Source organism: Arthrobacter sp. ISL-48 (genome assembly GCF_018613805.1).
Lineage (GTDB): Bacteria > Actinomycetota > Actinomycetes > Actinomycetales > Micrococcaceae > Arthrobacter.
Genome location: NZ_JAGGPL010000013.1, coordinates 285642 through 310541 on the forward strand (window position 1 = coordinate 285642; position 24900 = coordinate 310541).

The 24900-nt window shown below is 62.1% G+C and carries 24 protein-coding genes and 1 pseudogene; 15 read left to right on the top strand and 10 right to left on the bottom strand.

Features of this window, described 5'->3' with window-relative positions; translation table 11 throughout:
- Positions 1-297: 297 nt before the first annotated feature.
- Positions 298-759 (top strand): hypothetical protein, encoded by a 462-nt coding sequence (locus tag J7E83_RS13710; RefSeq protein WP_214962942.1) that lies wholly within the window; start codon positions 298-300, stop codon positions 757-759.
- A gap of 259 nt (positions 760-1018) precedes the next feature.
- On the opposite strand, the gene J7E83_RS13715 is transcribed toward J7E83_RS13710, so the two are convergent.
- The 4 genes from J7E83_RS13715 to J7E83_RS13730 form a co-directional block, all read right to left on the bottom strand.
- A complete protein-coding gene (locus tag J7E83_RS13715; protein WP_214962944.1) occupies positions 1019-1504 on the bottom strand; it encodes a hypothetical protein in 486 nt (161 codons plus the stop codon).
- Positions 1505-1663: 159 nt separating this feature from the next.
- Positions 1664-2122 carry an SRPBCC family protein gene (locus tag J7E83_RS13720; protein ID WP_214962946.1) on the bottom strand — a complete coding sequence of 153 codons (459 nt, stop codon included), beginning with the start codon at positions 2120-2122 and terminating at the stop codon, positions 1664-1666.
- Positions 2119-2508: a helix-turn-helix transcriptional regulator gene (locus J7E83_RS13725; protein ID WP_214962948.1), complete on the bottom strand. Its 390-nt coding sequence runs from the start codon at positions 2506-2508 to the stop codon at positions 2119-2121. The genes J7E83_RS13720 and J7E83_RS13725 overlap by 4 nt, the downstream gene beginning before the upstream one ends.
- A 167-nt stretch (positions 2509-2675) precedes the next feature.
- Complete coding sequence (locus J7E83_RS13730; RefSeq protein WP_214962950.1) at positions 2676-3155, bottom strand: Dps family protein; 480 nt, start codon at positions 3153-3155, stop codon at positions 2676-2678.
- Positions 3156-3371: 216 nt separating this feature from the next.
- Here J7E83_RS13730 and J7E83_RS13735 point away from each other — a divergent pair, with 216 nt between their 5' ends.
- The 3 genes from J7E83_RS13735 to J7E83_RS13745 are packed head-to-tail and all read left to right on the top strand — an operon-like array spanning position 3372 to position 7011.
- Positions 3372-4448 (top strand): nitrilase-related carbon-nitrogen hydrolase, encoded by a 1077-nt coding sequence (locus tag J7E83_RS13735; RefSeq protein WP_214962952.1) that lies wholly within the window; start codon positions 3372-3374, stop codon positions 4446-4448.
- Positions 4445-5470 (top strand): agmatine/peptidylarginine deiminase, encoded by a 1026-nt coding sequence (locus J7E83_RS13740; protein WP_214962954.1) that lies wholly within the window; start codon positions 4445-4447, stop codon positions 5468-5470. Before J7E83_RS13735 ends, J7E83_RS13740 begins: the two co-directional genes overlap by 4 nt.
- 11 nt (positions 5471-5481) lie before the next feature.
- On the top strand, positions 5482-7011 hold the full coding sequence (locus J7E83_RS13745; protein ID WP_214962956.1) for an APC family permease: 1530 nt from the start codon (positions 5482-5484) through the stop codon (positions 7009-7011).
- A gap of 114 nt (positions 7012-7125) precedes the next feature.
- On the opposite strand, the gene J7E83_RS13750 is transcribed toward J7E83_RS13745, so the two are convergent.
- The 3 genes from J7E83_RS13750 to J7E83_RS13760 form a co-directional block, all read right to left on the bottom strand.
- Entirely contained in the window at positions 7126-7674 is a 549-nt protein-coding gene (locus J7E83_RS13750) for a hypothetical protein (protein ID WP_214962957.1), read from the bottom strand.
- Positions 7675-7946: 272 nt separating this feature from the next.
- On the bottom strand, positions 7947-8249 hold the full coding sequence (locus tag J7E83_RS13755) for a DUF4193 domain-containing protein (RefSeq protein WP_214962959.1): 303 nt from the start codon (positions 8247-8249) through the stop codon (positions 7947-7949).
- Positions 8250-8428: 179 nt separating this feature from the next.
- Positions 8429-8641: a hypothetical protein gene (locus J7E83_RS13760; protein WP_214962962.1), complete on the bottom strand. Its 213-nt coding sequence runs from the start codon at positions 8639-8641 to the stop codon at positions 8429-8431.
- 115 nt (positions 8642-8756) lie between these two features.
- On the opposite strand from J7E83_RS13760, the gene J7E83_RS13765 reads away from it, so the two are divergent.
- The gene (locus J7E83_RS13765; RefSeq protein ID WP_214962964.1) at positions 8757-9104 is read left to right on the top strand and encodes a hypothetical protein; all 348 of its coding nucleotides are present in this window, start codon (positions 8757-8759) and stop codon (positions 9102-9104) included.
- A gap of 30 nt (positions 9105-9134) precedes the next feature.
- Here the strand turns inward: J7E83_RS13765 and J7E83_RS13770 are convergent, their stop codons facing one another.
- A complete protein-coding gene (locus J7E83_RS13770) occupies positions 9135-11756 on the bottom strand; it encodes a glycoside hydrolase family 78 protein (RefSeq protein ID WP_214962966.1) in 2622 nt (873 codons plus the stop codon).
- Between the two features lie 239 nt (positions 11757-11995).
- Here J7E83_RS13770 and J7E83_RS13775 point away from each other — a divergent pair, with 239 nt between their 5' ends.
- Positions 11996-13252, top strand: a complete 1257-nt coding sequence (locus tag J7E83_RS13775; RefSeq protein WP_214962967.1) for a low temperature requirement protein A — start codon at positions 11996-11998, stop codon at positions 13250-13252.
- 214 nt (positions 13253-13466) lie between these two features.
- Here the strand turns inward: J7E83_RS13775 and J7E83_RS21605 are convergent, their stop codons facing one another.
- Positions 13467-13616 carry a CGNR zinc finger domain-containing protein gene (locus J7E83_RS21605; protein ID WP_396020548.1) on the bottom strand — a complete coding sequence of 50 codons (150 nt, stop codon included), beginning with the start codon at positions 13614-13616 and terminating at the stop codon, positions 13467-13469.
- Between the two features lie 758 nt (positions 13617-14374).
- Here J7E83_RS21605 and J7E83_RS13785 point away from each other — a divergent pair.
- From J7E83_RS13785 to J7E83_RS13825, 9 genes are all read left to right on the top strand, one after another.
- Entirely contained in the window at positions 14375-15253 is an 879-nt protein-coding gene (locus J7E83_RS13785) for a transketolase (protein WP_214962971.1), read from the top strand.
- Positions 15250-16218 (top strand): transketolase family protein, encoded by a 969-nt coding sequence (locus J7E83_RS13790; protein WP_214962973.1) that lies wholly within the window; start codon positions 15250-15252, stop codon positions 16216-16218. Before J7E83_RS13785 ends, J7E83_RS13790 begins: the two co-directional genes overlap by 4 nt.
- On the top strand, positions 16211-17761 hold the full coding sequence (locus J7E83_RS13795; RefSeq protein WP_214962975.1) for an FGGY family carbohydrate kinase: 1551 nt from the start codon (positions 16211-16213) through the stop codon (positions 17759-17761). The genes J7E83_RS13790 and J7E83_RS13795 overlap by 8 nt, the downstream gene beginning before the upstream one ends.
- 3 nt (positions 17762-17764) lie before the next feature.
- Positions 17765-18574 carry an SDR family NAD(P)-dependent oxidoreductase gene (locus J7E83_RS13800; protein WP_214962977.1) on the top strand — a complete coding sequence of 270 codons (810 nt, stop codon included), beginning with the start codon at positions 17765-17767 and terminating at the stop codon, positions 18572-18574.
- A 30-nt stretch (positions 18575-18604) separates the two neighbouring features.
- The gene (locus J7E83_RS13805; RefSeq protein WP_251043843.1) at positions 18605-19618 is read left to right on the top strand and encodes an ABC transporter permease; all 1014 of its coding nucleotides are present in this window, start codon (positions 18605-18607) and stop codon (positions 19616-19618) included.
- A gap of 62 nt (positions 19619-19680) precedes the next feature.
- Positions 19681-20646: a sugar ABC transporter substrate-binding protein gene (locus tag J7E83_RS13810; RefSeq protein WP_214962979.1), complete on the top strand. Its 966-nt coding sequence runs from the start codon at positions 19681-19683 to the stop codon at positions 20644-20646.
- A gap of 70 nt (positions 20647-20716) precedes the next feature.
- Positions 20717-22204, top strand: coding sequence for a sugar ABC transporter ATP-binding protein (locus J7E83_RS13815; RefSeq protein ID WP_214962981.1), 1488 nt, complete (start codon positions 20717-20719; stop codon positions 22202-22204).
- Positions 22205-22262: 58 nt separating this feature from the next.
- On the top strand, positions 22263-23243 hold the full coding sequence (locus J7E83_RS13820; protein ID WP_311379681.1) for a sugar-binding transcriptional regulator: 981 nt from the start codon (positions 22263-22265) through the stop codon (positions 23241-23243).
- Positions 23244-23260: 17 nt separating this feature from the next.
- Positions 23261-24031, top strand: a complete 771-nt coding sequence (locus tag J7E83_RS13825) for an SDR family oxidoreductase (RefSeq protein WP_214962982.1) — start codon at positions 23261-23263, stop codon at positions 24029-24031.
- Between the two features lie 29 nt (positions 24032-24060).
- On the opposite strand, the pseudogene ribB reads toward J7E83_RS13825, so the two are convergent.
- Positions 24061-24660: pseudogene (ribB, locus tag J7E83_RS13830) on the bottom strand (3,4-dihydroxy-2-butanone-4-phosphate synthase); the annotation flags it as partial.
- Between the last annotated feature and the right edge of the window lie 240 nt (positions 24661-24900).

Consider the following 24900-nt stretch of genomic DNA (forward strand, 5'->3'; position numbering starts at 1 on the left):
CCGGAGCAAGAGTCGACGTCTGTCAGTCCGCGGTGGTCGAAAAAACGCAGAGTTGCTTTGGCAGTAGTCGCGTTTGTCGGAATAGTGACCGCATTCTTCGTGCTTCAAGGTCTCGGCCCCAATGATGACCCCGACAGTGCTGCTCCCCGGGAGCCGACGGTCACACAGGGTCCTGTGTCCCCTGCCCCAGGCTCAGTACCCACGCCAGATGTGACGAAAGCTACGAGGAGTACCTGCCTTCTCCTCCCAGAAGGGGATCAGTCAGTTCCTGCCGTTGGTCCTGACGCAGAGTGGGCAATGGACCGGAAAGTGGCTGTGCCGTTTGCTCCGACGACGTTCGGGCCGGCCGACAGAACCGATGTAATTTCCAAATGCTTCTCCCATAGCCCGTCCGGTGCTCTGATCGCTGCTGCCCACATGCTGTCGGTCGCATGGCAGGACGGAACGGCGGCAATGGTCAATAGCTATGCCGAGGAGTCGCCTGAAAAGAGTTCGGTGTTGGAGGTTTTGCGCAGCAAAGCGAAGTCCCCACCGGCAGCGGTTCCACAGATAACGGGGTACCGGATCGTGATGGACCACCAGGACAGAGCACGAATCCAGATGGTCGTCGCTATGCAGGATTCGCTTGTCCGGGGATTGGTAATTCTGGAATGGACCGGCAATGACTGGGCGGTCGACCCCTCAACCGTTGTGACCGATATGGGGGAAGAAATTCCAGACCTCACCGGCTACACAGCGTGGGGAAGCCCTGCCATCTAGAGTGAGCGGAAGAGTCTCGACGCCGTCATCAAGGCATGGAGCCACGGTTTGAAGTCTGTTGTCGTCTGCTCGTACGGCCGTCCGGTATGGAACCGCCTCACCGAGGAGGCGATGGAGATCGATTACATGACATATATAACGCCGGACCTTTTTACAGCAGCCCTCAATCGGTTCATTTCGACGGAGTAGCTGGTGCCTTGCCAGCCTGCATCAGATGCAATTCATCAAAAGAATACTGGTGGCGCAGCCGCAGGGAACTTCAGAGGGTGACGAAAGAAATCGAGTCTTTGCCGTTCGTCCAGGTCAAGGTGTTGCTGCTGTATCCCAGCCCCACATCGCCCTCAAGGAATGCAAGGACCCAGTCCCGTCTTTCCCCTTTGCCCTCTTCGCACCCTGAAGCGCCAAGGGCCCGCTGCCCCGTCAAGCGCATGGTGTTGCCTTTAATAGTTACCACGGCATCAAGCGGACCGCAGGGCATCACAACCGTCAGGTATGTACCCCCATCGCGTTTGGACAGTTGTGCCGTTACCTCCCCGGCAGTTAGCCAGGAGATTGGTTTGTCGTCATCGGACCCGGCGGTGCTGGCGTATTTGCCGCAAGGGGCCTCAGACACAAATTGGGCGCATTCACTCGATGACGTCGGTGATGTCTGCCTTAGGTTCGGGGCCCCCGTGCTAGGACCGCACGAGGCAATCATCATTCCTGCAAATAGAACAGCAGGAACGCTGGCAAAAAACTTCTTCATAGCCCTCACCTACGCCGAGAGATTTCTCGAAGCGTATACCCCACATGTGCTTTTGTCAGACGAAGGATGGCCGTGCGCGCAGGCGCTTAAGGGGCTCTGAATGGAGGATCCCGGCAAAGAGGAGGTCAGCGGCACCAGGCCGCCGGTGCAAGGGGAGCGTCAGTGACCTTCGAGGTAGGCCTGCAGGGTATCGAGCAGCCCCTCGGTGCCCTCCTTGCGCCCATCCACCTGGTCCTCCTCGGTGAAGTAGGCGCCCTGTTCTGTCAGGGTGAGCAACGTTCCCTCGCCGTCCGCTTCGAATTCCACGGTGCTCAGCGAGACGGACGCGCGTTCGCCGTTCAGCAGCATTTCGTAGGTGTAGACGATCCGCTGGTCCTGGACGATGTCATGGTAGATCGCGTTCATGGTGGAAACGAACCCGCCTTCGGGTCCCCCGACGTCCGTTTCCCGCCCGCCCACGCGGAAGTCCAGGCTGGACTCCCCCTGGGTCCATTCCGGCGGACCGCCGAACCACTTCTTTTTGCTCTCGTAATCGGAAAAGGCTTGAAATACGCGCGACGGCGGGACGCTGAGTTTGCGCTCCAGAGTAAAGCTGGCGTGGGTAATGGGAGTGCTCATGGTGTGCTCCTGGGTGGGATGGTGGGTGGCCGTTCATGGGATTCCGGCTTTGGCTCAGGTTGCGTGGCAAGGAACGCCTCCAGGCGGTCCAGGCGCCGCTCCCCTACTGACCGGCGGGCGCCGAGCCAGCTTTCCGCGAGCCGTACAGTTGCCGGGACGACACTGCATGTTCGCACCCGGCCGATTTTTTCGCTGCTCACCAGGCCGCTGGTTTCCAGGACCTGGAGGTGCTGCACAATCGCCGGCAGGCTCATCGGGAACGGTTTCGCGAGCTCCGACACGGAGGCCGGCCCCTCGCACAACCGGGCAACGATCGCCCTCCGAGTACGGTCAGCGAGCGCCTGGAACACAAGATCCAGGTCGACCTCAGAACGATTGTTAAGCACATACTTAAGTATTCGCCTAAGGCTCGAAAAGTCAACCGTTGCGACTTATCTGTCAGGCGCAAAAGCCCTGTGCGCACAAAAGCGCCCGGCGCCGGAATGTATCCGACGCCGGGCGCTCTGGTGCTGCAGGCTGTGTCAGTGCGGGTTGTATATGCTCCGTTGCGTCGCTACTCCGCGTCGGGAGTAGTCACGCTGGCGGACGCCTTCAGGGTCTCAGCATTGACCATCCAGGCGTATTGTTCCAGCCTGGCAATGAATTCGTGCAAGAGGTCCGCCGTAGTGGGATCCTCTTCATCCACCTCGTCATGGACCTTCCGCATGGTCCCCACGGCAGCCTCCAAGGCCGCAACGATCCGCTCGATGGCATCCCTGGTGTTGATCAGGCCTTCGGGGAACTGGGCCAGGCTCGTCGATTCAGCCACCGTCGAACTGCGCCCGTCCGGCAGTGCGTGCAGGGCGCGCATGCGCTCTGCCAGGTCATCCGCGAACTGGCGGGCGGCTTCGACGATTTCATCCAGCTGGAGGTGGAGGTCACGGAAGTTGGTCCCCACAATGTTCCAGTGGGCCTGCTTGCCCTGGATGTGCAGCTCGATCAGGTCTGCAAGCACGGCCTGCATGTTGTTGGTCAGGGTCGGTGAAGCTTTCATGAAATCCTCCTCGATTGGTCCAGTGGACCCGACGCTATCAGTACGCGGCGCGCGTTCGGGAGGGCAATGCAAAATTTCTCAGTGAGCTTACTAATTTGACGCAATCGACCCCGAAAACGAACTCAATTCATTTAGGCCCTTGCGGTAACGGTCCCCACCCTCCATACTAAATGAACGTCATTCATTTAGTGACGGTCGTCTCACTGGAGTAGCCACATGATAGAAATTTCCTGCCTCGACTCACCTCCCTCCCTTGCGCGGACAATGCCGTCCGCCCGCCCTGCCCTCCGGGTGGGAGTGGTGCAGCACCAATGGCACGCAGACAACGCAGCTTTACTGGCCGAACTCGACGAGGGCATCGAACGTGCCGCACGGCTCGGCGCCAGCGTGGTGTTCCTTCCGGAGCTCACGCTCTCGCGCTATCCCGCAGACACGCTTCCGGCCAACGACACCGCCAGCCCGGGAACTGTGCGGCCCCGGCCGTCGGATGCCGCTGAGGATCTGCTGTCAGGACCCACGTTCACGTTCGCGGCCGACTCGGCGCGGCGCCACGGGGTTTCCGTCCACGCCTCGCTCTACCAGCGCGCCGAAAACCCGGACGGTACCGATGACGGACTGGGCCTCAACACTGCCATCCTGGTCTCCCCCGAAGGTGAGCTCCTGGCACGCACCCATAAGCTGCACATTCCCGTCACTGCCGGCTACTACGAAGACAAGTTCTTCCGCCAGGGCCCCGCTGCCGCTGACGCTTATGAGGTCCACGCGCCGGCCGAGCTCGCCGGTGCGCGACTGGGCATGCCCACCTGCTGGGATGAATGGTTCCCCGAGGTGGCAAGGCTGTACTCGCTCGGCGGTGCCGAGATCCTTGTCTACCCCACGGCCATCGGCTCCGAGCCCGACCACCCGGACCTGGACACCCAGCCGCTGTGGCAGCAGGTGATCGTGGGCAACGGCATCGCCAACGGCCTGTTCATGGTGGCGCCCAACCGCTGGGGAAATGAAGGAACGCTCAACTTCTACGGCTCCTCCTTCATTTCCGATCCGTACGGCCGGATCCTTGTCCAGGCGCCGCGCGACCAGTCCGCCGTGCTGGTGGCGGACCTCGACCTTGACCAGAGGCGGGACTGGCTGACACTCTTCCCCTTCCTGGCAACCCGCCGTCCCGACACGTACGGGCGACTCACCGAGCCTGTCCGCCCCGGTCAACCGTTAGGGGGCGAGCTGTTCTTCGGCGAACCTGCGCGAACGGCGTCCGCCCCATCCACACACGGAGTCCAGGAGGTGTGCTCATGACGGGCTGGCGGATGCCGGCGGAGACCGCTCCGCAGGAGCGGCTCTGGATGGCCTTCCCCACCGGCGGGTACACCTTGGGCGACACCGGGGAAACCGCCCACGCAGCACGGTCCACCTGGGCAGCGGTGGCCAACGCCGCCGTCGAATTTGAACCGGTAACCATGGTGGTTGACCCCAACGACATCGATATGGCCTCCCGGTACCTCCACCCGGACGTCGAGGTACTCGCCGCTCCGCTCAACGATGCGTGGATGCGGGACATCGGGCCCACGTTTGTGGTCGACGGGAAGGGACACAGGGGCGCCGTCGACTGGGTCTTCAACGGCTGGGGCGCGCAGGACTGGGCCCGCTGGGACAAGGACGCCCTGATCGCCGCCGAGCTCTCCGCACGATCGAGCTCCCGCCACATCGTCTCCGCCCTGGTGAACGAGGGCGGAGGGATCCAGGTCGACGGCGAGGGAACTGTCCTGGTTACCGAGACCGTCCAGCTCGATCCGGGACGCAACCCCGGACTCGGCCGCACGGATGTCGAGGCCGAGCTGGCACGGACAATCGGCGCCACACACGTGATCTGGCTCCCCCGTGGCCTGACGCGGGACTCGGAGCGGTTCGGCACCCGCGGCCACGTTGACATCGTGGCAGCCATCCCTTCGCCGGGAACACTGCTGGTCCATTCGCAGGAAAACCCTGCCCACCCGGATTTCCAGGTCTGCCGCGACATCATCAGCTATTTGCGCACCACCCGGGACGCGGCCGGCCGCGAGTGGACCATCATCGAAGTTCCCGCCCCTGAAACGCTCACGGACGATGAAGGGTTCGTGGACTACAGCTATATCAACCACGTGGTGGTCAACGGAGGGGTCATAGCCTGCAGCTTCGCGGACCCCAACGATGACAAAGCCCTCCAGATCCTGGCGGACGCCTACCCTGGCCGCCGCGTTGTCAGCATTGACGCACGGGAACTCTTCGCCCGCGGCGGCGGAATCCACTGCATCACCCAACAGCAGCCTGCTGCCTCCTAGAAAGTACGGACATGACGCAAACCATCCGTAACGCCCCCAGCACCGCGCACGGCATCACCGCCAAAGGCCTGAAAGGCGGGCAACTAGGCCTCCTCGCCGTCGTTGTCCTTGGCATCTCCACCATTGCCCCGGCCTACACCCTCACCAGCGCCCTGGGCCCCACAGTCAACGAGGCCGGCCTGCAGCTGCCCGTCATCTTCCTCATCGGTTTCATCCCCATGATCCTGGTGTCCCTCGCCTACCGGGAACTCAACGCCGATTCCCCGGACAGCGGCACCACCTTCACCTGGGTCACCAAGGCCTTCGGCCCGTGGGTGGGCTGGATGGGCGGCTGGGGGCTCCTCGCTGCCAACATCATCGTCCTGTCCAACCTGGCCGGGGTGGCCGTGGACTTCTTCTACCTCTTCCTCTCCCAGCTGACAGGCTCACCTGAACTGGCCGACCTCGCCGCCAACAAGCCACTGAACGTACTGACATGCTTCGTCTTCGTGGCACTGGCAGTGTGGGTCAGTTACCGCGGCCTGCACACCACAAAGCTGGTCCAGTACGGCCTGGTGGGATTCCAGCTGCTGGTCCTGGGACTGTTCGTTGGCATGGCCTTCGCCAACTGGTCCACGTCGGAGACGGCCATCCCGTTCAGCTGGGAATGGTTCGACGTCACCAAAATCGAGACGTTCGGCCAGATCGCCGCCGGCATCTCGCTGTCCATCTTTGTGTACTGGGGCTGGGACGTCTGCCTCACGGTGAATGAGGAAACCGCCAACGGTAAAAAGACCGCGGGCCTCGCCGGAACCCTGACGGCCATCATCGTTCTCGGTATCTACCTCCTGGTGAGCATCGCTACCATGATGTTCGCCGGCGTCGGGGATACCGGCAACGGGCTGAACAACGCGGAGAACCACGAGAACATCTTCACGGCCCTGGCCTCCCCGATCATGGGCCCGTTTGCCATCTTGATGTCCCTCGCCGTCCTTTCGAGTTCCGCCGCCTCCCTGCAGTCCACGTTCATGTCGCCGTCGCGGAGTCTCCTGGCCATGTCCCACTACGGCGCCCTGCCGGAACCGTTCAGCCGTATGAGCAAGCGCTTTTCGACGCCGGGCTTCGCCACCGTTGCCGCCGGTATCCTGTCCGCGGGGTTCTACGCCGTCATGCACGTCATCAGCGAGAACGTCCTCAATGACACCATCCTGGCGCTGGGCCTGATGATCTGCTTCTACTACGGGCTCACCGCCATCGCCTGCGCCTGGTACTTCAGGAACAGCGTCTTCAGCAGCGTCCGCAACTTCGTGCTGCGGCTCCTGTGCCCGGTGATTGGCGGGGTGGGACTGTTCGTGGTCTTCCTGCAGACGGCCATGGACAGCTGGGCCCCGGAGTTCGGCAGCGGCTCGGAGGTCTTCGGCGTCGGCCTGGTCTTTGTCCTGGGCATCGGAATCCTGGCCCTCGGAGCTGTCTTCATGGCGGTCATGGCAAGGGTCAGCCCGGGGTTCTTCCGTGGCGAAACCATCCGCCGGGACACTCCCGCGCTGGTGGTTCCCGAGTAGCTCCTCCTGGTACCAGCAGAAAACGGTGCCCTGCCCGGATGATCTCCGGAGCAGGGCACCGTTTTCTTGGTTTCCTGTGCTTATCTCAAGACCGGTGCCTCACCTAACAGGCGATCACCAGAAGTGCGCTACGTCCACGACCACCCGGGATCCGGATCCCGGTCCATCCAGGGTGAAGACCCTGAACGGGAGCCGGGCACGGACGCCCAGTCCGATGCTTGTATAGCCTTCAAAACTGCCTGCGTAAGCTACCTGACGGAAGGTCTGGTATCCCGAAACGTCGGACAGTTCGGCCTTGGCCGCCGGGCTGTACGTGACGTTTCCGTTGCTGTCGTAGGACGGTGCGTTCACAGTGACCTGGAGGAACGCGCTGCCCAGCAGCGGGATTTCAAAACCTGAACCGTCCTGGACCACCACGGGAACGTACTGGACCGTGTAGCCGGCGGCAGGGCCGTTGAGATCAACCACCATCCGGTCGAAGCAGTAGTGCTGCCCCGTCCGGACGTTGGTCACCGAAGCGGTACTCATGGCCGGGTTTGATTCGGCCAGCGACCCCCATACGAGTCCGCAATAGGATGTGGCTGCCGAGGCGGGCCCCGGAGCCAGGAAACCTAATCCGACAGCCATCAAGATAACTGCCAGCCACGTATGAATCTTTTTCATTGTGGGCCACCCTTCGAGTGATTAGGTAGCTCAAGCGTAGGAGCCTTGCACGTCCTTAAGTAGGGTCGTGGCCGCTTCGGCACGGAACCGTTAGGGAGTCCTTCGTCCGGTCACGCGGGCGTAATTCTGGAGGGGCTGAGGGGCGGAAAGTGACCCTATGTTCACCGTTTCTGGACGCTACCGTTATGCGTCATAACGACGCCGGATCGAGCCATAGGAAGCGCCGGCCATCCAGGGGGTGGCCGGCGCTTCACGATGTATGTGACGGCTGTTTAGCCTTCGCATTCGCGGCAGTACTTCATGCCGTTCTTTTCACGGGCCACCTGGGACCGGTGGCGGACCAGGAAGCAGGACGAACAGGTAAATTCATCGGACTGCTCGGGAACAACAATGACCGTCAGTTCTTCGTTTGAGAGATCAGCGCCGGGCAGGTCGATGCCTTCGGCAGTATCGTTCTCGTCGACGTCGATAACTGCGGTCTGGGCATTACCGGCACGGGACGCCTGAAGAGCCTCCAGGGATTCCGCGGGAGAATCTTCTTCTGTCTTACGTGGAGCGTCGTAATCGGTAGCCATAGCGTGGTTCACTTTCGTTGCTGCGCTGCGCCATTTCAGGCACCTCAGTGAAGCAGTTTAGGTCATTAAGCCGTTACTTGGAGAAAAGTGTGCGCAACCAGACATTACGGGTCGATCCATGCTGGATTTGCTGGCGGGATTTCCCGTTCCTGCGGCGTTCGTGAGCCTTTGCTGGCGGCCTAAGCCGTTCCCTGGGTGCCCTGTCGCGGTGCCAGGCCTTCTGCACCATGTGCGGAGCGGGCATGGTCGCCACCGACAGCAACACCACTCAGGGCCGGCAGCCAGCCCCAGCGTGTGGAGTCCGCCATGGCGGCGGCTGCCTGGTCAACGGAATCGCAAAGAAACACGTCGGCTATCCACGAAAAGAGGCGGGCCATCAAAGGAGAAGTCATCCCCTGAAAGTAGGGCGTGAATGTTGTGGGCGCGTTTCGGAACCGTCTCGCGGGAATTAAGTTTGGGTCCTAGGCTGGAATTGCCAGTATCCGACCTCGCCCCCCGGGAGACACCATGGCCGTCAAACTCAACCGCAAGGCGCTGACGCACGCCCGCAAACTCATCGAGGGAGGAAAAGTCGAAAGGGATGTCCGTGATGACTGGAGCGAACACTCGCCCTCCTCCGACGACGAAAATACTTTCATCGACAAGCACGGCTTCGCAGATTTCGCCGAATGGCATTTGGGCAGGGACGACGAAAAATCCGATGGCACCAAGGGCAGTGTGAGCTTCCCCTTCGGTGACTTCAAGAAAGTCCACCGCTGCGCCGTCATCTCGCTCGAAGGCAGGGCGGCCCAGTACGGGCACGATGACATCCGCGACGCCGCAAAGAAACTGCTGGAGCTCATTGATTCGGACTGAGCCCGATGCCCCATTCTGGCCCGGGGCGCACTAGTCCAGTACTACCGAAAACCGGTGACTTCCGGAACCTACCTCCCGGGGTTGCGCTCCCGGCAAGTCGACGACGGCTGATGTGCCTGTGGGTATGGTGGCGTCAACGACCAGCTGAGTGCCTCGGATTTTCCAGGCCACCTCAGCGGGTCCATATGGAGTCAGGTGCCGTACCCTGGCGTGCGTGAGCCCGCCGCCTGGGCGGGGCCGGACGCTGATTTTGCGGTATCCGGGAGCAGCGGGGGCAAGCCCGCCGATGGTGCGGTGCATCCAGTCCGCTACTGCTCCCAAGGCATAGTGGTTGAAGGAGGTCATCTCGCCGGGATTGACTGTTCCGTCAGGGCGCTGGCTGTCCCAGCGTTCCCAGATCGTCGTCGCACCCTCGATGACTGCGTACAGCCAGGACGGGCAGTCTTTTTCCAGAAGCAGGTCGTACGCAGTGTCAGCGTGACCGCCCATGGTCAGTGCATCGCTGATGGCCGGTGTGCCGGCGAATCCGGTAGCAATCCGGTTTCCTGCCTCGGCTACCAGTGCCGCCAGCCGGTCCGCGGCACGGCGTCTCTGGTTTTTCGTCGGCATGAGGTCAAATACCAGTGCGAGCGAGTAGGCCGTCTGCGCGTCGCTGGTCATCGTTCCGTCAGGGAGGATGTAATTGGCAGCGAACGCCTCCTTTACCTTATCGGCGAGCAGCGCGTAACGGTTCTCATCCTCGGTTTTTCCCAGTACGCCGGCCGTTAGGCTCAGGTGGCGCGCCGACCATGCGAAGTAGGCGGTGGCAACGAGGTACTTGTCCGTGCGGGCGTCAGCGGGGTCCTCGGGCGGCGCCGCGGGATCAAGCCAGTCGCCCAGCTGGAACCCCTTATCCCAGAGGTAGGTGTCGCCGGCGCGTTCGGCCATGAGGTCCACCCATGCCTTCGCGCTCGGGTACTGCACCGCGAGTACGCCCAGGTCATTGAACCGCTCATATAACGTCCAAGGCGTGAGGACGGCGGCGTCGCCCCAAACAGCGCCAGGTACGCTGGCGTCCCATCCGCCCTGGACCTCCACCCACGGGATGTACCAGGGAACAGTGCCGTCGGGATGCTGCTCCCCGGCTAGATCCTGAAGCCAGCCGGCAAGCATTCCGGAGCAGTCGTAGAGGTAGGACGCCGTGGGGGCGAAGACCTGGATGTCCCCGGTCCAGCCGAGGCGCTCATCGCGCTGTGGGCAGTCCGTGGGAATGCTGACGAAGTTGCCCCTCATGCTCCACAGCACATTCTCGTGCAGCCGGTTGAGGAGGGGGTCCGAGGATTCGAACCATCCGGTCCTCTCCATGTCGGTGTGGTAGACACGAGCCACGACGGATTCAAGATCGACGGCGCCGACGGCGCCGCTGACTTCGGCATATCTGAAGCCATGGATCGTGAAGCGTGGTTCCCACGTTGTTTCGGAGGCGTCTGCGATCGTGTACTCATCGGTGGCAGCGGCAAACCGGAGCGGCCTGATATACAGCTCGCCCTGCTGGAGGACCTCGGCGTGCCGGAGTGTCACGGTTTCACCTGCGTTGCCTTGGACGTTCACCCGCAGCCTGCCCACGAGGTTCTGACCGAAGTCGATCAGCGTCTTGCCCGACGACGACGTCCAGATCCTTTGCGGAGTCACCTCCTCAGTGCACCTGACGGGGGGACCTGGAGGGGCCTGGAGGGTGGCTGCATCGCGGTCCATTATGCGGACTGCGGACCATCTCTCGTCGCTGTAGCCAGCTTGTGACCACCCAGTCTTTTCCAGGCGGGCATCGTAGCGTTCCCCGTCGTACAGGCTGGCCATGGTGATGGGGCCAAGGGATGCTTTCCATGTTTCGTCGGTGGCGATGGTCTCGCGCGTGCCGTTCCCGTAAGTGATTTCCAACTGCGCGATCAGTGCCAGCTTCTCGCCGTAGATGTTGCGGGTGCCGCCGTGATAGCCAATGCGTCCCCGGTACCAGCCATCGGCCATCCAGGCGCCAACCACGTTTTCGCCATCATTGAGGAGGCCGGTGACGTCGTACGTTGAGTAGCGTAGTCGCTGGTTATAGCTGGTCCAGCCTGGGGCGAGGGCCTCGTCGCCGACGCGTGTGCCGTTGATTTCCATCTCGTACAGCCCATGTGCGGTGACATAGAGACGGGCTGACGCCACCGGTGAGCTCGCCTGGAAAGACTTACGCATCAGCGGCGGCGGCAGGTCGACGTCGTGATCTTCTTCCCAGTCAGGAGCGACCGCTTTTGCTATCCAGTCGTCAGGGTCCAGCAGTCCGGCTTCAAGGCTGAGAGGCTCGCTCCAGTCCGAGGATGTTCCATCTGTCCCCCACACCCTGATCTGCACTGTCCGGCGAGCCCTGGACTCAAGCACCGGAAAAGGCCAAGGAACGAGCACCGATTCGGACGAATGGACCCGTGGGGAGATTCCCTCTCCCTCAATTCCGGAGACCCTGATTTCGTAGCTGTGCTGGACCCAGTCGCGTGGAGCCTGAGTTTGCCAGGACAGGCGCGGTTTCGCTTCACCGATTCCCATTGGAACGCGGTGATGTTCCACCCTGGGCCGCAGTACCCGGAGGCCGGAACTGTCGGTTGTGGCTGGTTCGGCGGCGGTGGCCTCAACGGTCATTGCTTGTCCTGTCCCTTGTTCGAGTTCGATGGCGGATGAATAAGCCGTCGCGGTTGGCCGGGACGCCTGAAACCCACGCGCATCTCGTAGGCGGGAGTCCGTACAAAGGGTCTTGCCACGCAGGACTAGGCTACCTGGACGCATTCGGGGAGACGCGGACCACGGTCAGCAAAGCCGTCTACACTGAGTTCCTGGAGGACATAGACTCCCTCGGCCGCGTATAGCAGGAGGCGCCGTTTATGGGCACGAATCCCCCGGGGCACCCCCTGATTCGTATGGGCGGCCGGGATCCCGCAGAGAAGCACCGGACAGCCACTCCGCTGGAGCTGTTCTTCGATCTGACTTTTGTGATTGCCTTCGGCGTAGCGGGCGGCCAGTTCGCCCACGAGATCGCTGAGGCCCACTTCGCGGCCGGCCTCCTAGGTTTTGGCTTCACCATGTTCTGCGTTATCTGGGCGTGGATCAACTTCAGCTGGTTCGCCAGCGCATACGACACCGATGACTGGATTTTCCGCATCGTCACCATGGTGCAGATGCTGGGCGTACTGATCCTGGCCATGGGCATTGAGCCGTTGTTCGATTCCCTCGTGGAGGGCCATCATGTGGACAACGTGGGGATCGTTGCGGGCTACGTGATCATGCGGCTGGCGCTGGTATCCCAGTGGTTGCGGGCCGCCAGGCAGGACCCACAGAGGCGGCAGACCTGCCTCAACTTCGCTAAATACCTCGTGGTTGCGCAGCTCGGTTGGGTAATAGTGATGCTCGTTCCGGCGGACATCCCGACCACCTTCCTGATGACCGTCCCGCTGTTCGCGTTTGAGTGGGCCGCTCCTGCACTCGCCGAGCGGAAGATGAGGACCCCCTGGCACGCTCATCACATCGCTGAACGCTACGGCCTGCTCGCAATCATCGCTTTGGGTGAATGCCTTTTCGGGGTCATTGAGGCATTGCGTGCGGTTGTTGGCAACCACGGCTGGACCTTGGACGCTGCGGTGGTGGGCTTTGCCGGGACTGCCATTGCCTTCGGCATGTGGTGGACCTACTTCCTTCTCCCGGCGGCCCAAGCCCTGCATCTGCAGAGGAATCGTTCCTTTAAATTCGGCTACGGCCACATGCCCATTTTTGCTGCGATTGCCGCCACTGGAGCAGGCCTGCATGTCGCCGCCTACTTTATCGACCACGAAGCGCACATCAGTGCCGCCGTGGCCATAGCCAGCATCGCCGCTCCGGTGGCAGTTTTCAAGATCACTCTGACATGGCTGCATAGCGCCATGCTGGGCCCGGACCGGATGATTGTTGGGGTGGCCGTTGTCGTGGTGCTTCTGCTCGGCCTCAGCGTCGGACTGGCCGCCGCAGGGGTGGCCCTGCCCCTATGCATGCTGGTGATTTGCGCTGCCCTGACGGTATCAGTCATCATCGAAGAACACCCCCGGGCGAAGGCTGCCCACCGCAGGCGAATGGCGCTCGAGCGCCTGCGGCTGGCGGTTGCAGAGTGAGTATGTCGGTCTGATAGGAGCCCATCAGGACGGTCCGAACTGTACCCATCTGCGAACGTGCCGGACCTCATGACGGCTTGAATGGTACCCACCCGTGAGCGTTGACCCATCATTGCTGGGACCAACTGGACGAGTCCCACTGAACGACTGGGTGGCGGACCCGGCCTGGCCGCCGATGGCATGAACATGGCGCCGTGTTGTGGTTCTCATTGACTTAGAGCCGCGCATACTGCTCAGCGTTCTTATGCGCCCGTGACGCCCGCACATTGGCGATGTTCCCGCATGACGTTGAGTCGGACCAGATGACGCTGTTGTTCTTGGACCTGTCGTAGAACGGCACATAACGCCATTCATTCAGACAGATCCTCGCAGGCTTCCTTCAATCTGCGCCTCGTAGAGAGCGCCGCAAACCAAAGCCAATACTTGCTTGTGGCCAGTACCACTTGGTTGCAACTTCACAGCTGATCCGTCCACGACAATCTCCGCGCGTCCGGAAATCGGAGAAAAAATAGCGTCCCGCTGCCCATTCCTCGATGTAAGGAAGGAGGCGAGGTCCCTTCGAGCGCGTCGGAGAGGTTCGAGGTCATCGGCACTCAAACTCGGACGTTCACCGGGGGCGTTTGGTCAGGCCGCCAGAACCATTCAGGGGCGTCGTTGGTGTTGTCCAGCAGGTCCGGACCCACACTTGTGCGGCCCGACGATGCCCTATTAACAAAGCCCTGAACAAGCGCGATGCCGCCAGGTGCCTCGGTCAAATGATATCCGCGAAGACGTCAGCGATCAGATCTGCGAACTGGGAAGTAGCCGCCCAGCTTGAGCACCGTGAAGCCGCGAACAAGGTTCCAGACCTCGCCCGCAAGTCGCTCCGGATTCTAGCAACGAAAAAGGTTTCGACAGTCCGCTCGCTGGGCGATGTCGACCGCCGGTCGGAGGCGTCGTTTAAAGCGCTGCCACCCTCCGCTCCAAGCGAACATCGTGGCCATCGCCTTGAACCGCTTTGACGTGTACCGCTCTCCCATCCGACAGTGCCGACTGAGAGCCGGCTTCAAGGTGCATTGACACTTTCAATGTGGCATAGGTAACATGGTTGCACATACAGTCACTACTGAATGGATATGCAAAATGTTAACTGCAGACGCTTCCCAGGCCGCCGCCTGGCGATCCCTCCGCCAGGAAGTTCTGGACGGTGACCCCGCCACGCGCGCCGCAAAGCTGCACGAGCGCGCCCAGGCCACGCGCCGCTCCATCCTGAAAATGATTTCTGATGCCGGCCAGGGCCATATCGGCGGGGACTTCTCAGTCACGGACATCTTGACGGTGCTCTTTGATGCGGTGATGAATGTCGATCCGGAGGATCACCGCAAGGAAGACCGCGATCATTTCATCCTCAGCAAGGGCCACTGCGCGGGCGCCCTGTACTCGACTCTGGCCCACAGCGGTTTCTTCCCCGTATCGGAACTGGACACGTTCATGGCGCCCCTGTCCGCCCTGAACGGGCACCCGAACAGGGTGAAAGTTCCCGGGGTCGAGACCAACACCGGCCCGCTGGGTCACGGTCTCCCGGTTGCGGTCGGTACAGCAATCGGCGCGAAACTGCTGAAGAGCGGTTCGCGGGTCTTCGTTGTCACCGGCGACGGCGAAATGCAGGAAGGCAGCAACTGGGAAGCACTGATGTCGGCGTCCCACCAGAAGCTGGACAACCTGACTCTCATTGTTGACCGCAACCGTCTCCAGCAGGGCGCGAGGACCGAAGAGACGAACGGGCTTGATCCGCTCGATGCCCGTCTTGCCGCTTTCGGCATGGAAGTGCGGATCGTTGACGGCCACAACTACAACGACCTCATTGACGCCATGCGTCCCTCCACCACAGGCTCCCCCGTGGCTGTCATCGCCAATACCATCAAGGGCAAAGGCGTCTCGTTCATCGAGGACCGAGTCGAATGGCACCACAAAGTACCGTCCAAAGAACAAACCCTTCAGGCTTTTCAGGAGCTGTCATGACGACAACTAGCGTGCTGAACGATGCACCCACGTTCGACAACCGCCAGGATTTTGCCGACGAGCTGATCGCGCTTGCCCGCACCAACGACAAAGTCGTTGCGGTGTGCAACGACTCGGTCGGTTCCAGCAACCTGACCAAATTCCGGGATGAGTTCCCGGACCGTCTGATCAACGTCGGCATCGCCGAGCAGAACATGGTTGGCGTCGGTGCCGGGCTGGCCAACGCGGGCCTCATTCCGTTCGTCTGCGCGGCCGGGCCCTTCTTGACCGGCCGCTCGCTGGAACAGATCAAGGCGGACGTGGCGTACAGCCAGCACAACGTTATTCTGTGTGGCATGAGCCCGGGCATGGCCTACGGCGAGCTTGGTCCGACCCACCACTCCGTGGAGGACTTCTCCTGGTTGCGTGCGCTGCCGGGCCTGGACATTGTTGTTCCCGCCGACGGAGCACAGACCCGCGCCGCGGTCCGCAATGCAGTGGCCGATCCGCGGCCCACGTACATCCGTGTTGGGCGGTTCAAGGTCCCGCACGTGTCCGAGGACAACGTCGGGCTCGAACGCGGAAAGTTCGTCGTCGCACGGGAAGGAAGCGACGTAACCATCATCGCCACCGGAACCGAAGTGTCCCGGGCCCTGTGGGCAGCCGCGTCGCTCGCCGCCGAGGGAGTCTCTGCCCGCGTCCTCAACGCCGCGTACCTGAGCCCGCTCGATGAAGATGCAATCAAGGACGCGGCCCGCCAGACCGGCGCCATCATCACGGCAGAGGAAGCCAACGTCGCCGGCGGCCTGGGCGCCGCGGTAGCAAGTGTTGTAGGCCAGCTGGAGGATGGAGCCCGCGTTCCGATGCGCATTCTGGGCCTGAACCATTTCGCGCCCACCGGCAGCACCGCATTCCTGCTGGACCACTTCGGCCTTACTGCAGACCACATTTCCGCCGCAGCGCGTGAGGTACTGCATCGTGACTAACCTGGCCCCTGCCGTTGCCGAGACCGCCGTAGTTGTCGCGGTGGACCAAGGCACGAGTGCTACGAAGGCCCTGGTCATGGACGGCTCGGGCGGGATCATCGCCCGGGCGCAGGTCAGTCTCACGCAGCAGCACCCCCGGCCGGGTTGGGTCGAGCAGGATCCCAACGTCATACGCGACAGCGTCCTTAAGGCGGTCTCAGACAGCCTCGAGGGCCTGGAAAACACGGTCTTGGGGCTTGGGGTGAGCACCCAGCGCGAGTCAGCGATGATCTGGGACCGTGAGACCGGACAGCCCTTGGGCCCGGTTCTGGGATGGCAGGACCGCCGCACCGCCGAACAGGCCAAAAACCTGATCGGCGACGGTGCAGGCGACCTGGTCCGCCAGTCGACCGGCCTGCCGATTGACCCGATGTTCTCAGCACTGAAAATCCAGTGGCTCCTGGATGCCGCGGACCCGGACCGACGCCTCAGCAAGGCGGGAAAAATCGCAGCCGGAACCGTCGATTCCTGGCTACTGAGCTGCCTAACGGGTCAACACAGGATCGAGGCGGGGAACGCAAGCCGCACTCAGCTCTTGAACCTTGATTCAGTGGACTGGGACCAGCAACTGCTCGATCTCTTCAATGTCCCGGCTCAGGTCCTGCCGACGATCGTGGCGTCCAACGCGGCGAGCTCTCCCGTGCTCGGGGGGCAGGCTAAGGGTTTCCGGGTCCACGCTGTCATGGGCGACTCACACTCGGCGCTGTACGCACACGGCGTCCGGGGCCCGGGCACGGTCAAGGCCACCTACGGTACGGGCAGCTCCGTGATGGGTCTGCTCCCGGATGAGGTGCGTCCGGCCGACATGGGCGGTCTGGTCCGGACGCTGGCCTGGCATGACGGAACCCCGCGTTACGCCTTCGAAGGGAACATCCTGGCCACAGGCGCCACCGCTGTTTGGCTGTCCCAGGTGCTCGACTGTGACGTCGCGCATCTGGACTCGCTGGCCCGGACGGTAGAGGACAGCGGCGGGGTCAACATTGTCCCGGCATTCGCAGGACTTGGTGCCCCGTGGTGGGACGAACGCGCAGAAGCCACTATCAGTGGATTCAACCTCGGAACGACCTCGGCCCACCTGGCCCGGGCCGCCTTCGAAGCAATTGCCCTCCAGATCGAAGATGTGCTGCGGGCGGCCGAGCAGGCCGTCTCGCCGCGGATCAGCTCTGTGCTGGCCGATGGCGGCCCGACATCCAACCCCTGGCTGATGCAGCTGCAGTCTGATCTGAGCCAGCGCACAGTACTGCGCAGCGCGGTCCCGGATCTTTCAGCACTGGGTGTGGCACACATGGCCGCGATCGAGACGGGCCTGTTCAGCCGGGAGGCCGCTGAAAGCCTCCCCCGGGACAGGAACGAGATCGTTCCGGTAATGCCCGTCCAGGACGCGGACCGCAGAAGGTCAAGCTGGTCCCGTGCGGTGGCCAGGGCACGCTGGTCCCCTGAAGACACTTTCCCCAGCACGCCGGGAACAATGCACGTCGCATTGGCCCCGGCAGTAACGGAGTGACTAATGAACACAATGATCGGATCTGAAATCTTTCAGGGCCATTTCAAGGGACGTCGCGCCCTGGTTACGGGCGGAGCCAGCGGGATCGGCTACGGCATTGGCCAGGCCTTCGCCGAGGCCGGCGCCTCGGTACTCCTTGTTGACCGCAGCCCGCAGGTCAGCGAGGCGGCGGCGAATCTCCGGGCAGCCGGCTTTGACGTCGACCACGCAGTAGCGGATGTCACCGACGAGGCCCAGGTCAAGGCGGCATTCGCCAAGACAATCGAGCTTTGGGGCGGCCTGGACATCCTTGTCAACAACGCCGGGATCATCACGATCGCCAACCTCGAAGACCTCACCCTGGACGAATTCAACAAAGTCCTCGCCGTCAACACCACGGCCGTTTTCCTTTGCTGCCGGGAAGCAGCTCCCCTGCTGAAGGCCAGCGAGCACGGTGTAATTCTCAATGCCTCCAGCGGTCAGGGCAGGCAGGGATTCATTTTTACTCCCCACTATGCAGCCAGCAAGTTCGGCGTCATCGGCCTCACCCAATCACTCGCCAAGGAACTCGCACCGTCCGGGGTCCGCGTTAACAGCTACTGTCCCGGCATCGTCAAGACCGAAATGTGGGAATACAACGACCGGGAATGGGGCAGCCGCCTAGGTAATTACAAACCGGGCGAGCTCATCCAGGAATGGATCGATGGCATACCTCTCAAGCGCCCCGCCGAAGCAACGGACGTGGCAAACCTGCTCCTTTTCCTAGCCTCGGACGCAGGCAGCTATATCACCGGACAGGCCATCAACATTGATGGCGGAATGTTCATGAACTAGGGCCCACCTCTACTGCCAACGGAGTCAATCATGAGTCAACAAATAGCCCACCGGCCCGGTGGAGCACCTCAAGAAACGGGCGCGAAGGCGCCTATGTTTTCACAACTCAGCGCGCGTTTGTTTTCCGGCAGCGGCGGTGCCCTGCTGGGCCTCATCGCCCTGTTTGTCATCCTGAGCTTCGCGTCCCCCTTCTTCCTCACCACGCGAAACATCATCAACATCCTGGACCAGGTGACCGTTCTCGGCATCCTGTCCGTCGGGGCGACCGCCGTCATCATCACCGGCGGCATCGACCTTTCAGTGGGTTCCATCCTCGGACTCTCCACCATGGTCCTTGGGTGGCTCTCGCATCAGGGGGGCTGGCCGATGTGGAGCGCAATGCTGGCAGCCATTGCGGTCGGTGCGCTCGCCGGTTCGATCAACGGACTCGGGATCACCTACGCCAACCTGCCACCGTTCATTGCGACCTTGGCAATGATGTCCATCGGGCGCGGAATGGCGAACCTGATCACTGACGGTCAGCAGATCGTGGGCTACCCGGAATGGTTCTTTAATTTCTCCTCCGAGAGGTACCTTGGTTTCTTCTCGATCACGCTCCTGGTCGTTCTGGCCCTGTATCTGGTGGCCTGGGCGTGGCTGAAGTACCGGGCATCCGGACGCTCCATCTACGCCATCGGCGGCGGCACCGAAGTCGCCCGGCTGGCCGGTATCCACGTCAAGAAGGTCACCATCTGGGTGTACGTTGCAGCAGGTGCCCTGGCCGGCCTTGGCGGAATCGTTCTCGCCAGCCGTCTCGACTCCTCCCAGCCGAGCGCAGGAAGCGGCTATGAGCTCGACGTCATCGCCGCAGTCGTCATTGGCGGGGCCAGTCTGAGCGGCGGCGTCGGCCGCATCGGCGGGACCGTGATCGGCGTCCTGATCATCGGAGTCCTGCGCAACGGCTTGAACCTCCTGGGCGTCTCGCCGTTCATCCAACAGATCGTCATCGGCCTAGTCATCGCCATCGCTGTGATGGCAGACGTCCTCCGGCGCAAGCGCGCCTAACGGCCCCTCTCGCCCACCTCAAACCCATGCAGTACCAATCGTAAATATCAATGGAGATGAAAATGTTCAGAAAAATCGCAGTAACTGCTGTAGCCATCGCGGCCACCTTCTCACTGGCTGCCTGCGGCGGCAGCGGCGGCAGCGCCGGCACGGGCGGGAGCGGCGGAGGTGGGAAGCAGAAGACCATCGGCCTGGCGGTAGCCAACCAGCAGGCCGACTTCTTCAACCAGATCCGCCAGTCCGTCGAAGCGGCCGCCAAGGAACAAAACGTCAAGGTCGTCGTCGCTGATGCGAAGGGTGACTCCAATACGCAGGTCTCGCAGATCCAGGACTTCATCACCCAGCAGGTCGACGCGATCATCTACATTCCCGCCGGAGCAACCGCGGCCACCGTCCCGGTCCGGGCGGCCAAGGCAGCACATATCCCCATCGTCGCTGTGGACCGCAACCCCGAAGGTGCGCCCGGGGACACCTTTATTGCCACCGATAGCGTTGCTGCCGCCAAGACGCTGGGTGAATGGGTCGGAAAGCAGACCGGAGGTAAGGGACAGCTCGGTGTCATTCAGGGTCAGATCGGAACGACCCCTGAAGTTGCACGCGACACCGGTTTCAAGGACGCCATGACGCAGTTCCCCGGCATCAAGGAAGTCGCCCGCCAGGCCTCCCAGCAGTGGGCGCAGGACGAGGGCTACCAGCTCGCCACGGACATGCTTCAGGCGAATCCAAGCATCAACATCTTCTTCGGCCGTGCAGACGCACTGGCGCTCGGAGCAGCGCAGGCGGTCCGCAACGCCGGCGTCAAGGACGTCACTATTGTCGGCTTTGACGGCGACAAGGCCGGCCTGGAAGCGGTAAAGAACGGCACCCTCGGCGCGACCATTACCCAGCCGACCCAGGGCATGGGCAAGCTCGCCCTGGAGTCCGCGATCAAGCTGGCCAACGGCGAAAAGCTGGCCCCCGAACAGCTTCAGGCAGGCGTTTTGACCACGAAGGAGAACGTCGACCCGTTCATCACAACGCACCCCTGATCGTCCCACGGGTGGTGCCCTCCCCGGGCACCACCCGCCCAGGCCGTTTCCCTAGCCAACGGAGCTCAAAATGCCTATTGCGGACACTCGTGGACTTCGCGTCCGCGGCGCCACCAAAGAATACCCCGGCACTATCGCAGTCCAGGACATCGACCTGGACATCAGGCCCGGGGAAGTCGTTGCCCTGCTCGGAGAAAACGGGGCAGGAAAATCGACGCTTTCCACCATCATCGCCGGAGTCACCCAACCGACAACGGGAACCATGACCTGGAACGGAGAGCCTTATGCTCCGACGTCACCTGGCGATGCCATCGCCTTCGGCATCGGCCTGATTCACCAGGAGATGCGGCTGCTGCCGGACCTGACCGTTGCCGAGAACGTCATGGTAGGCCGATGGCCGATGCGCAGCGGCTTCCTGGACGCCCGCACCATGCGAGAGAAGGCAAAGGACCAGTTGAAGCGTCTAGGCTTCAACGGCGCCATGGACAGCAAAGTCCGGGACCTCAGCGTCGCGGGCCAGCAACAGGTAGAAATCGCAAAAGCACTCATGCTCGACGCGTCACTGCTCATCCTTGACGAACCCACCGCTGCACTGGGCCAGGCCGAAACGGACGCTCTCTTCGACTGTGTCAGGGCACTCAAAGCCGAAGGCGTGTCGTTCATCTACGTCAGCCACCGCCTCGCTGAAATAGCTCTGATCGCCGACCGTATCGTTGTCCTCAGGGACGGCAAGAAGATCACCGAACATGCCTCCGGGGAGGTTTCCCCCAACCAGCTGGTGGAAGAAATGGTCGGACGCCCGGTGGATCGGCTCTTCCCCGATGTGCCCCCGCCCACGGACAAAATCGTGCTGGAAGTAAAGGACCTCCACGACAAGGCCGGCGACTTCATGGACGTTTCCTTTACCGTGCGGGCCGGGGAAATCTTCGGCATCGCCGGCATCGTCGGGGCCGGACGCACCGAACTCGTCCGCGCCATAGCCGGCGCCGAGCACCGTCTGGGAACGGTAGTCGTCGATGGAAAAAACCTGAAACCCGACAACCCGATGGCAGCCATCAAAGCAGGCGTCGTACTGATACCCGAAGACCGTAAGCAGCAGGGACTGGTCGTCAGCGACACCATCGAGAACAACATCGCACTTCCCAATTTGGGGAAGGTCAGCACCTCCGGCTGGATCTCACCGGCCAAGGTGCGCAGGTTCGCCGCGACGGTGGCGAAGGGCATCGGAATGAAGGGAAACGTGGCGCTGCCCGTGTCCTCACTCTCGGGCGGCAACCAGCAGAAAATCGTGATCGGCAAATGGCTTCAACGCGACCCGCGCCTGATCATCCTCGATGAACCTACGCGTGGCATCGACGTCGGGGCGCGGGCCTCCATTTACGAAGTCGTCGCTGAACTGGCCCGCAACGGAAACGCCGTCATCGTCGTCAGTTCCGATCTCGAGGAAGTGCTGGGCCTCGCCCACCGGGTCATGGTTCTCGCCCGCGGACGGAACCAGGGCATCCTGGATGCCTCCGAGGCGACCCCGTCAAAAGTCATGTCACTCGCGACACTCTAAGAGAGGAGGAGGAACGTGAAATAATCGGACCCTGCCCGATGACAACCGAAGGAACGCCGTGGCCCAGAGAACAAGGACTTTCACTCCCCAGCAACTGGGCCTGATGGTAAAAGCTGCGAGGATGTACCACGAGCAGAACATGAGTCAGGCGGACATTGCTGACAAGCTCAACGTCTCCCAGTCCAGGGTTTCCCGGTGGCTGACCGACGCGGTCCGAGAAGGCATTGTCCGGACCATCGTCGTTGCGCCCGCGGGAACCGAATCAGATCTGGAAGACGCCGTGGCGGCCAAGTACGGCCTGCGGGCTGTGGTCATCGCGGACCTCCAGACTGATGACGAAGCATCCATCATCCGGGGCATCGGCACGGCGGCCGCAGGTTACCTCGAGGTGACCCTCACCGGCGGCAACAGGGTGGGCCTATCGTCCTGGTCCTCGACGCTTCTGGCAACGGTGGACGCCATGTCCCCACGGAATGTTAAAACCGCTGAGAGCGTAGTCCAGGTCATCGGCGGAGTGGGGAACCCCGAAGTACAGGTGCGGGCGACGCATCTCGCGGACCGCCTGGCAACGGTCACGAAAGGCACCCCCCGGTACCTGCCGGCTCCTGGCATCGTTTCCAGCCGTGGCGGCCGTGACGCCCTCCTCGAGGATCCCTTCGTCGCTGAAGTCGCCGCCGACTGGGACCGGCTGGACACGCTCCTGGTAGGCATCGGAAGCATCGAACCCTCGCCGCTTCTTCGCGAATCAGGTAACTCACTCAACCAATCCAATCTCAAAGCCCTCGCCGCGTCGGGAGCAGTAGGGGACATCTGCCTGAGGTTCTTCGACAGGGACGGCGCACTCGTCGAATCCGATCTCAACGACAGGGTTCTTGGGATCAGCCCCGAACAGATGCTCAAAGTCGACCGGCGAATCGGGGTTGCCGGTGGTGCCAGGAAGTACGCAGCGATACGTGCTGCCGTCCAGGGCCACTGGATCAACGTACTAATCACTGACAAGAAAACCGCGCTCAATCTGGAATCAGACAAGGCGCCCTAAAACTCAAAGGACAACAAATGACTGCGAAACTGAGCTTCGCCCTCAGCGGGCGTACAGCCCTCGTGACCGGAGGCGGGTCCGGCATCGGGCAGGCCATCTCATTCGGCATCGCACAGCAAAGCGGCGCCATCGGGATCGTTGACCTCCCAGGAGAAGGACCGGACGAGACCGTACACCGCATCAAGGAAGCCGGAGGCCGGGCGATCTTTGTCGCGGCCGACGTAACGAAGGCGGACGAACTTGAAGAAGCAGTCGCCAAAATCGAAGCAGATCTAGGCCCGCTCACCCTGGCGGTCAATTCCGCAGGCATAGCCAACGCAGCGCCGGCAGAGGAGTTGCCCCTGGCTCAGTGGCAGAAGGTCTATGACATTGATGTAACCGGCGTTTTCCTCAGCTGCCAGGCCGAAGGCCGTGCCATGCTCAGGAACGGCGGCGGATCAATAGTCAACATCGCCTCTATGTCAGGGAGCATCGTCAACAGGGGCCTGTTGCAGGCACACTACAACAGTGCTAAAGCAGCGGTCATTCACCTGAGTAAATCGCTCGCGATGGAATGGGCCGAGCGTGGTATCCGCGTCAACGCGCTCAGCCCCGGCTACACCATGACCAAGATGAACTCCCGGCCGGAAATGGTCAACCAGATGGAAATCTTCGCCCAGGAGACGCCGATGAAGCGCATCGCTGATCCGTCTGAAATGGCCGGCCCGGCGGTATTCCTCCTCTCAGACGCAGCATCCTTCTGTACCGGCATCGACCTCCTCGTCGACGGCGGCTTCTGCGCCCAATAGCAGCCGCTGGTGGCCGCCCCGGATCAGTTCTCCAGGGCCGCCACCAGCTGGGCGATGCTGATAACAGGAAGCCCCTTTTCCAGGCCGAGTTCCAGCAGCCCGGGAAGCCTCATCATCTCACCGTCATCAGCAACGACCTCAGCGATGACACCGACCGGGGCGAGGCCGGCAAGCTTCAGCAGGTCAACGGCGGCCTCTGTATGGCCCGGACGCTGCCGCACCCCCCCATCAACGGCACGAAGGGGAAGCACATGCCCGGGACGGATCAGATGAGCAGGACCGGATGTCGGATCTGCCAGCACCCGAAGGGTACGCGCCCTGTCCGTTGCGCTGATGCCGGTCGTGGACTGGCCCGCCGCATCCACCGTGATCGTGTAGGCAGTCCGGAGGGAATCCTTGTTGTCCTCGGTCATCAGCGGCAGCTCCAGAGCATCCGCCAACTCGTTGGTCATCGGGGCGCACACAAAGCCGCTGGAAACCCGAATGATCCAAGCCAGCCACTCCGGCGTGGCGTGCTGGGCCGCCATGATGATGTCGCCCTCATTCTCGCGGTCCTCATCGTCGACGGCGATGACGGGCCGTCCCGTCTGGAGGGCCGAAACCGCTTCGTGAATGTCAGCAAGTGCCATGTGTTCGTCCTGTTCGATTGTTTCAAATATAGATTCATACTAATGCAGTAGTGAATACGGATTCACTACTGCATGACGTCACGGACTTCCCCCATCTGCCCGGCTGACCCATCCTCCCAGAAACGTCGGGGCTCAGCCTCATCACCATCCCCGCGTCTACACGAGAGCAGGAACCACATGTCAACAGAAAACGTTCCGGCAACCCGGCCCACTTCATCCCAAGAACTGTCATGGACCAGC

What these genes read in the sequence shown, in the direction of transcription:
- J7E83_RS13710 (WP_214962942.1), top strand. Translation starts at nt 298, where the DNA reads ATGGACCGGAAAGTGGCTGTGCCGTTTGCTCCGACGACGTTCGGGCCG.
- J7E83_RS13715 (WP_214962944.1), bottom strand. Translation starts at nt 1,504, where the DNA reads ATGAAGAAGTTTTTTGCCAGCGTTCCTGCTGTTCTATTTGCAGGAATG.
- J7E83_RS13720 (WP_214962946.1), bottom strand. Translation starts at nt 2,122, where the DNA reads ATGAGCACTCCCATTACCCACGCCAGCTTTACTCTGGAGCGCAAACTC.
- J7E83_RS13730 (WP_214962950.1), bottom strand. Translation starts at nt 3,155, where the DNA reads ATGAAAGCTTCACCGACCCTGACCAACAACATGCAGGCCGTGCTTGCA.
- J7E83_RS13735 (WP_214962952.1), top strand. Translation starts at nt 3,372, where the DNA reads ATGATAGAAATTTCCTGCCTCGACTCACCTCCCTCCCTTGCGCGGACA.
- J7E83_RS13740 (WP_214962954.1), top strand. Translation starts at nt 4,445, where the DNA reads ATGACGGGCTGGCGGATGCCGGCGGAGACCGCTCCGCAGGAGCGGCTC.
- J7E83_RS13745 (WP_214962956.1), top strand. Translation starts at nt 5,482, where the DNA reads ATGACGCAAACCATCCGTAACGCCCCCAGCACCGCGCACGGCATCACC.
- J7E83_RS13750 (WP_214962957.1), bottom strand. Translation starts at nt 7,674, where the DNA reads ATGAAAAAGATTCATACGTGGCTGGCAGTTATCTTGATGGCTGTCGGA.
- J7E83_RS13755 (WP_214962959.1), bottom strand. Translation starts at nt 8,249, where the DNA reads ATGGCTACCGATTACGACGCTCCACGTAAGACAGAAGAAGATTCTCCC.
- J7E83_RS13760 (WP_214962962.1), bottom strand. Translation starts at nt 8,641, where the DNA reads ATGACTTCTCCTTTGATGGCCCGCCTCTTTTCGTGGATAGCCGACGTG.
- J7E83_RS13765 (WP_214962964.1), top strand. Translation starts at nt 8,757, where the DNA reads ATGGCCGTCAAACTCAACCGCAAGGCGCTGACGCACGCCCGCAAACTC.
- J7E83_RS13770 (WP_214962966.1), bottom strand. Translation starts at nt 11,756, where the DNA reads ATGACCGTTGAGGCCACCGCCGCCGAACCAGCCACAACCGACAGTTCC.
- J7E83_RS13775 (WP_214962967.1), top strand. Translation starts at nt 11,996, where the DNA reads ATGGGCACGAATCCCCCGGGGCACCCCCTGATTCGTATGGGCGGCCGG.
- J7E83_RS13785 (WP_214962971.1), top strand. Translation starts at nt 14,375, where the DNA reads ATGTTAACTGCAGACGCTTCCCAGGCCGCCGCCTGGCGATCCCTCCGC.
- J7E83_RS13790 (WP_214962973.1), top strand. Translation starts at nt 15,250, where the DNA reads ATGACGACAACTAGCGTGCTGAACGATGCACCCACGTTCGACAACCGC.
- J7E83_RS13800 (WP_214962977.1), top strand. Translation starts at nt 17,765, where the DNA reads ATGAACACAATGATCGGATCTGAAATCTTTCAGGGCCATTTCAAGGGA.
- J7E83_RS13805 (WP_251043843.1), top strand. Translation starts at nt 18,605, where the DNA reads ATGAGTCAACAAATAGCCCACCGGCCCGGTGGAGCACCTCAAGAAACG.
- J7E83_RS13810 (WP_214962979.1), top strand. Translation starts at nt 19,681, where the DNA reads ATGTTCAGAAAAATCGCAGTAACTGCTGTAGCCATCGCGGCCACCTTC.
- J7E83_RS13815 (WP_214962981.1), top strand. Translation starts at nt 20,717, where the DNA reads ATGCCTATTGCGGACACTCGTGGACTTCGCGTCCGCGGCGCCACCAAA.
- J7E83_RS13825 (WP_214962982.1), top strand. Translation starts at nt 23,261, where the DNA reads ATGACTGCGAAACTGAGCTTCGCCCTCAGCGGGCGTACAGCCCTCGTG.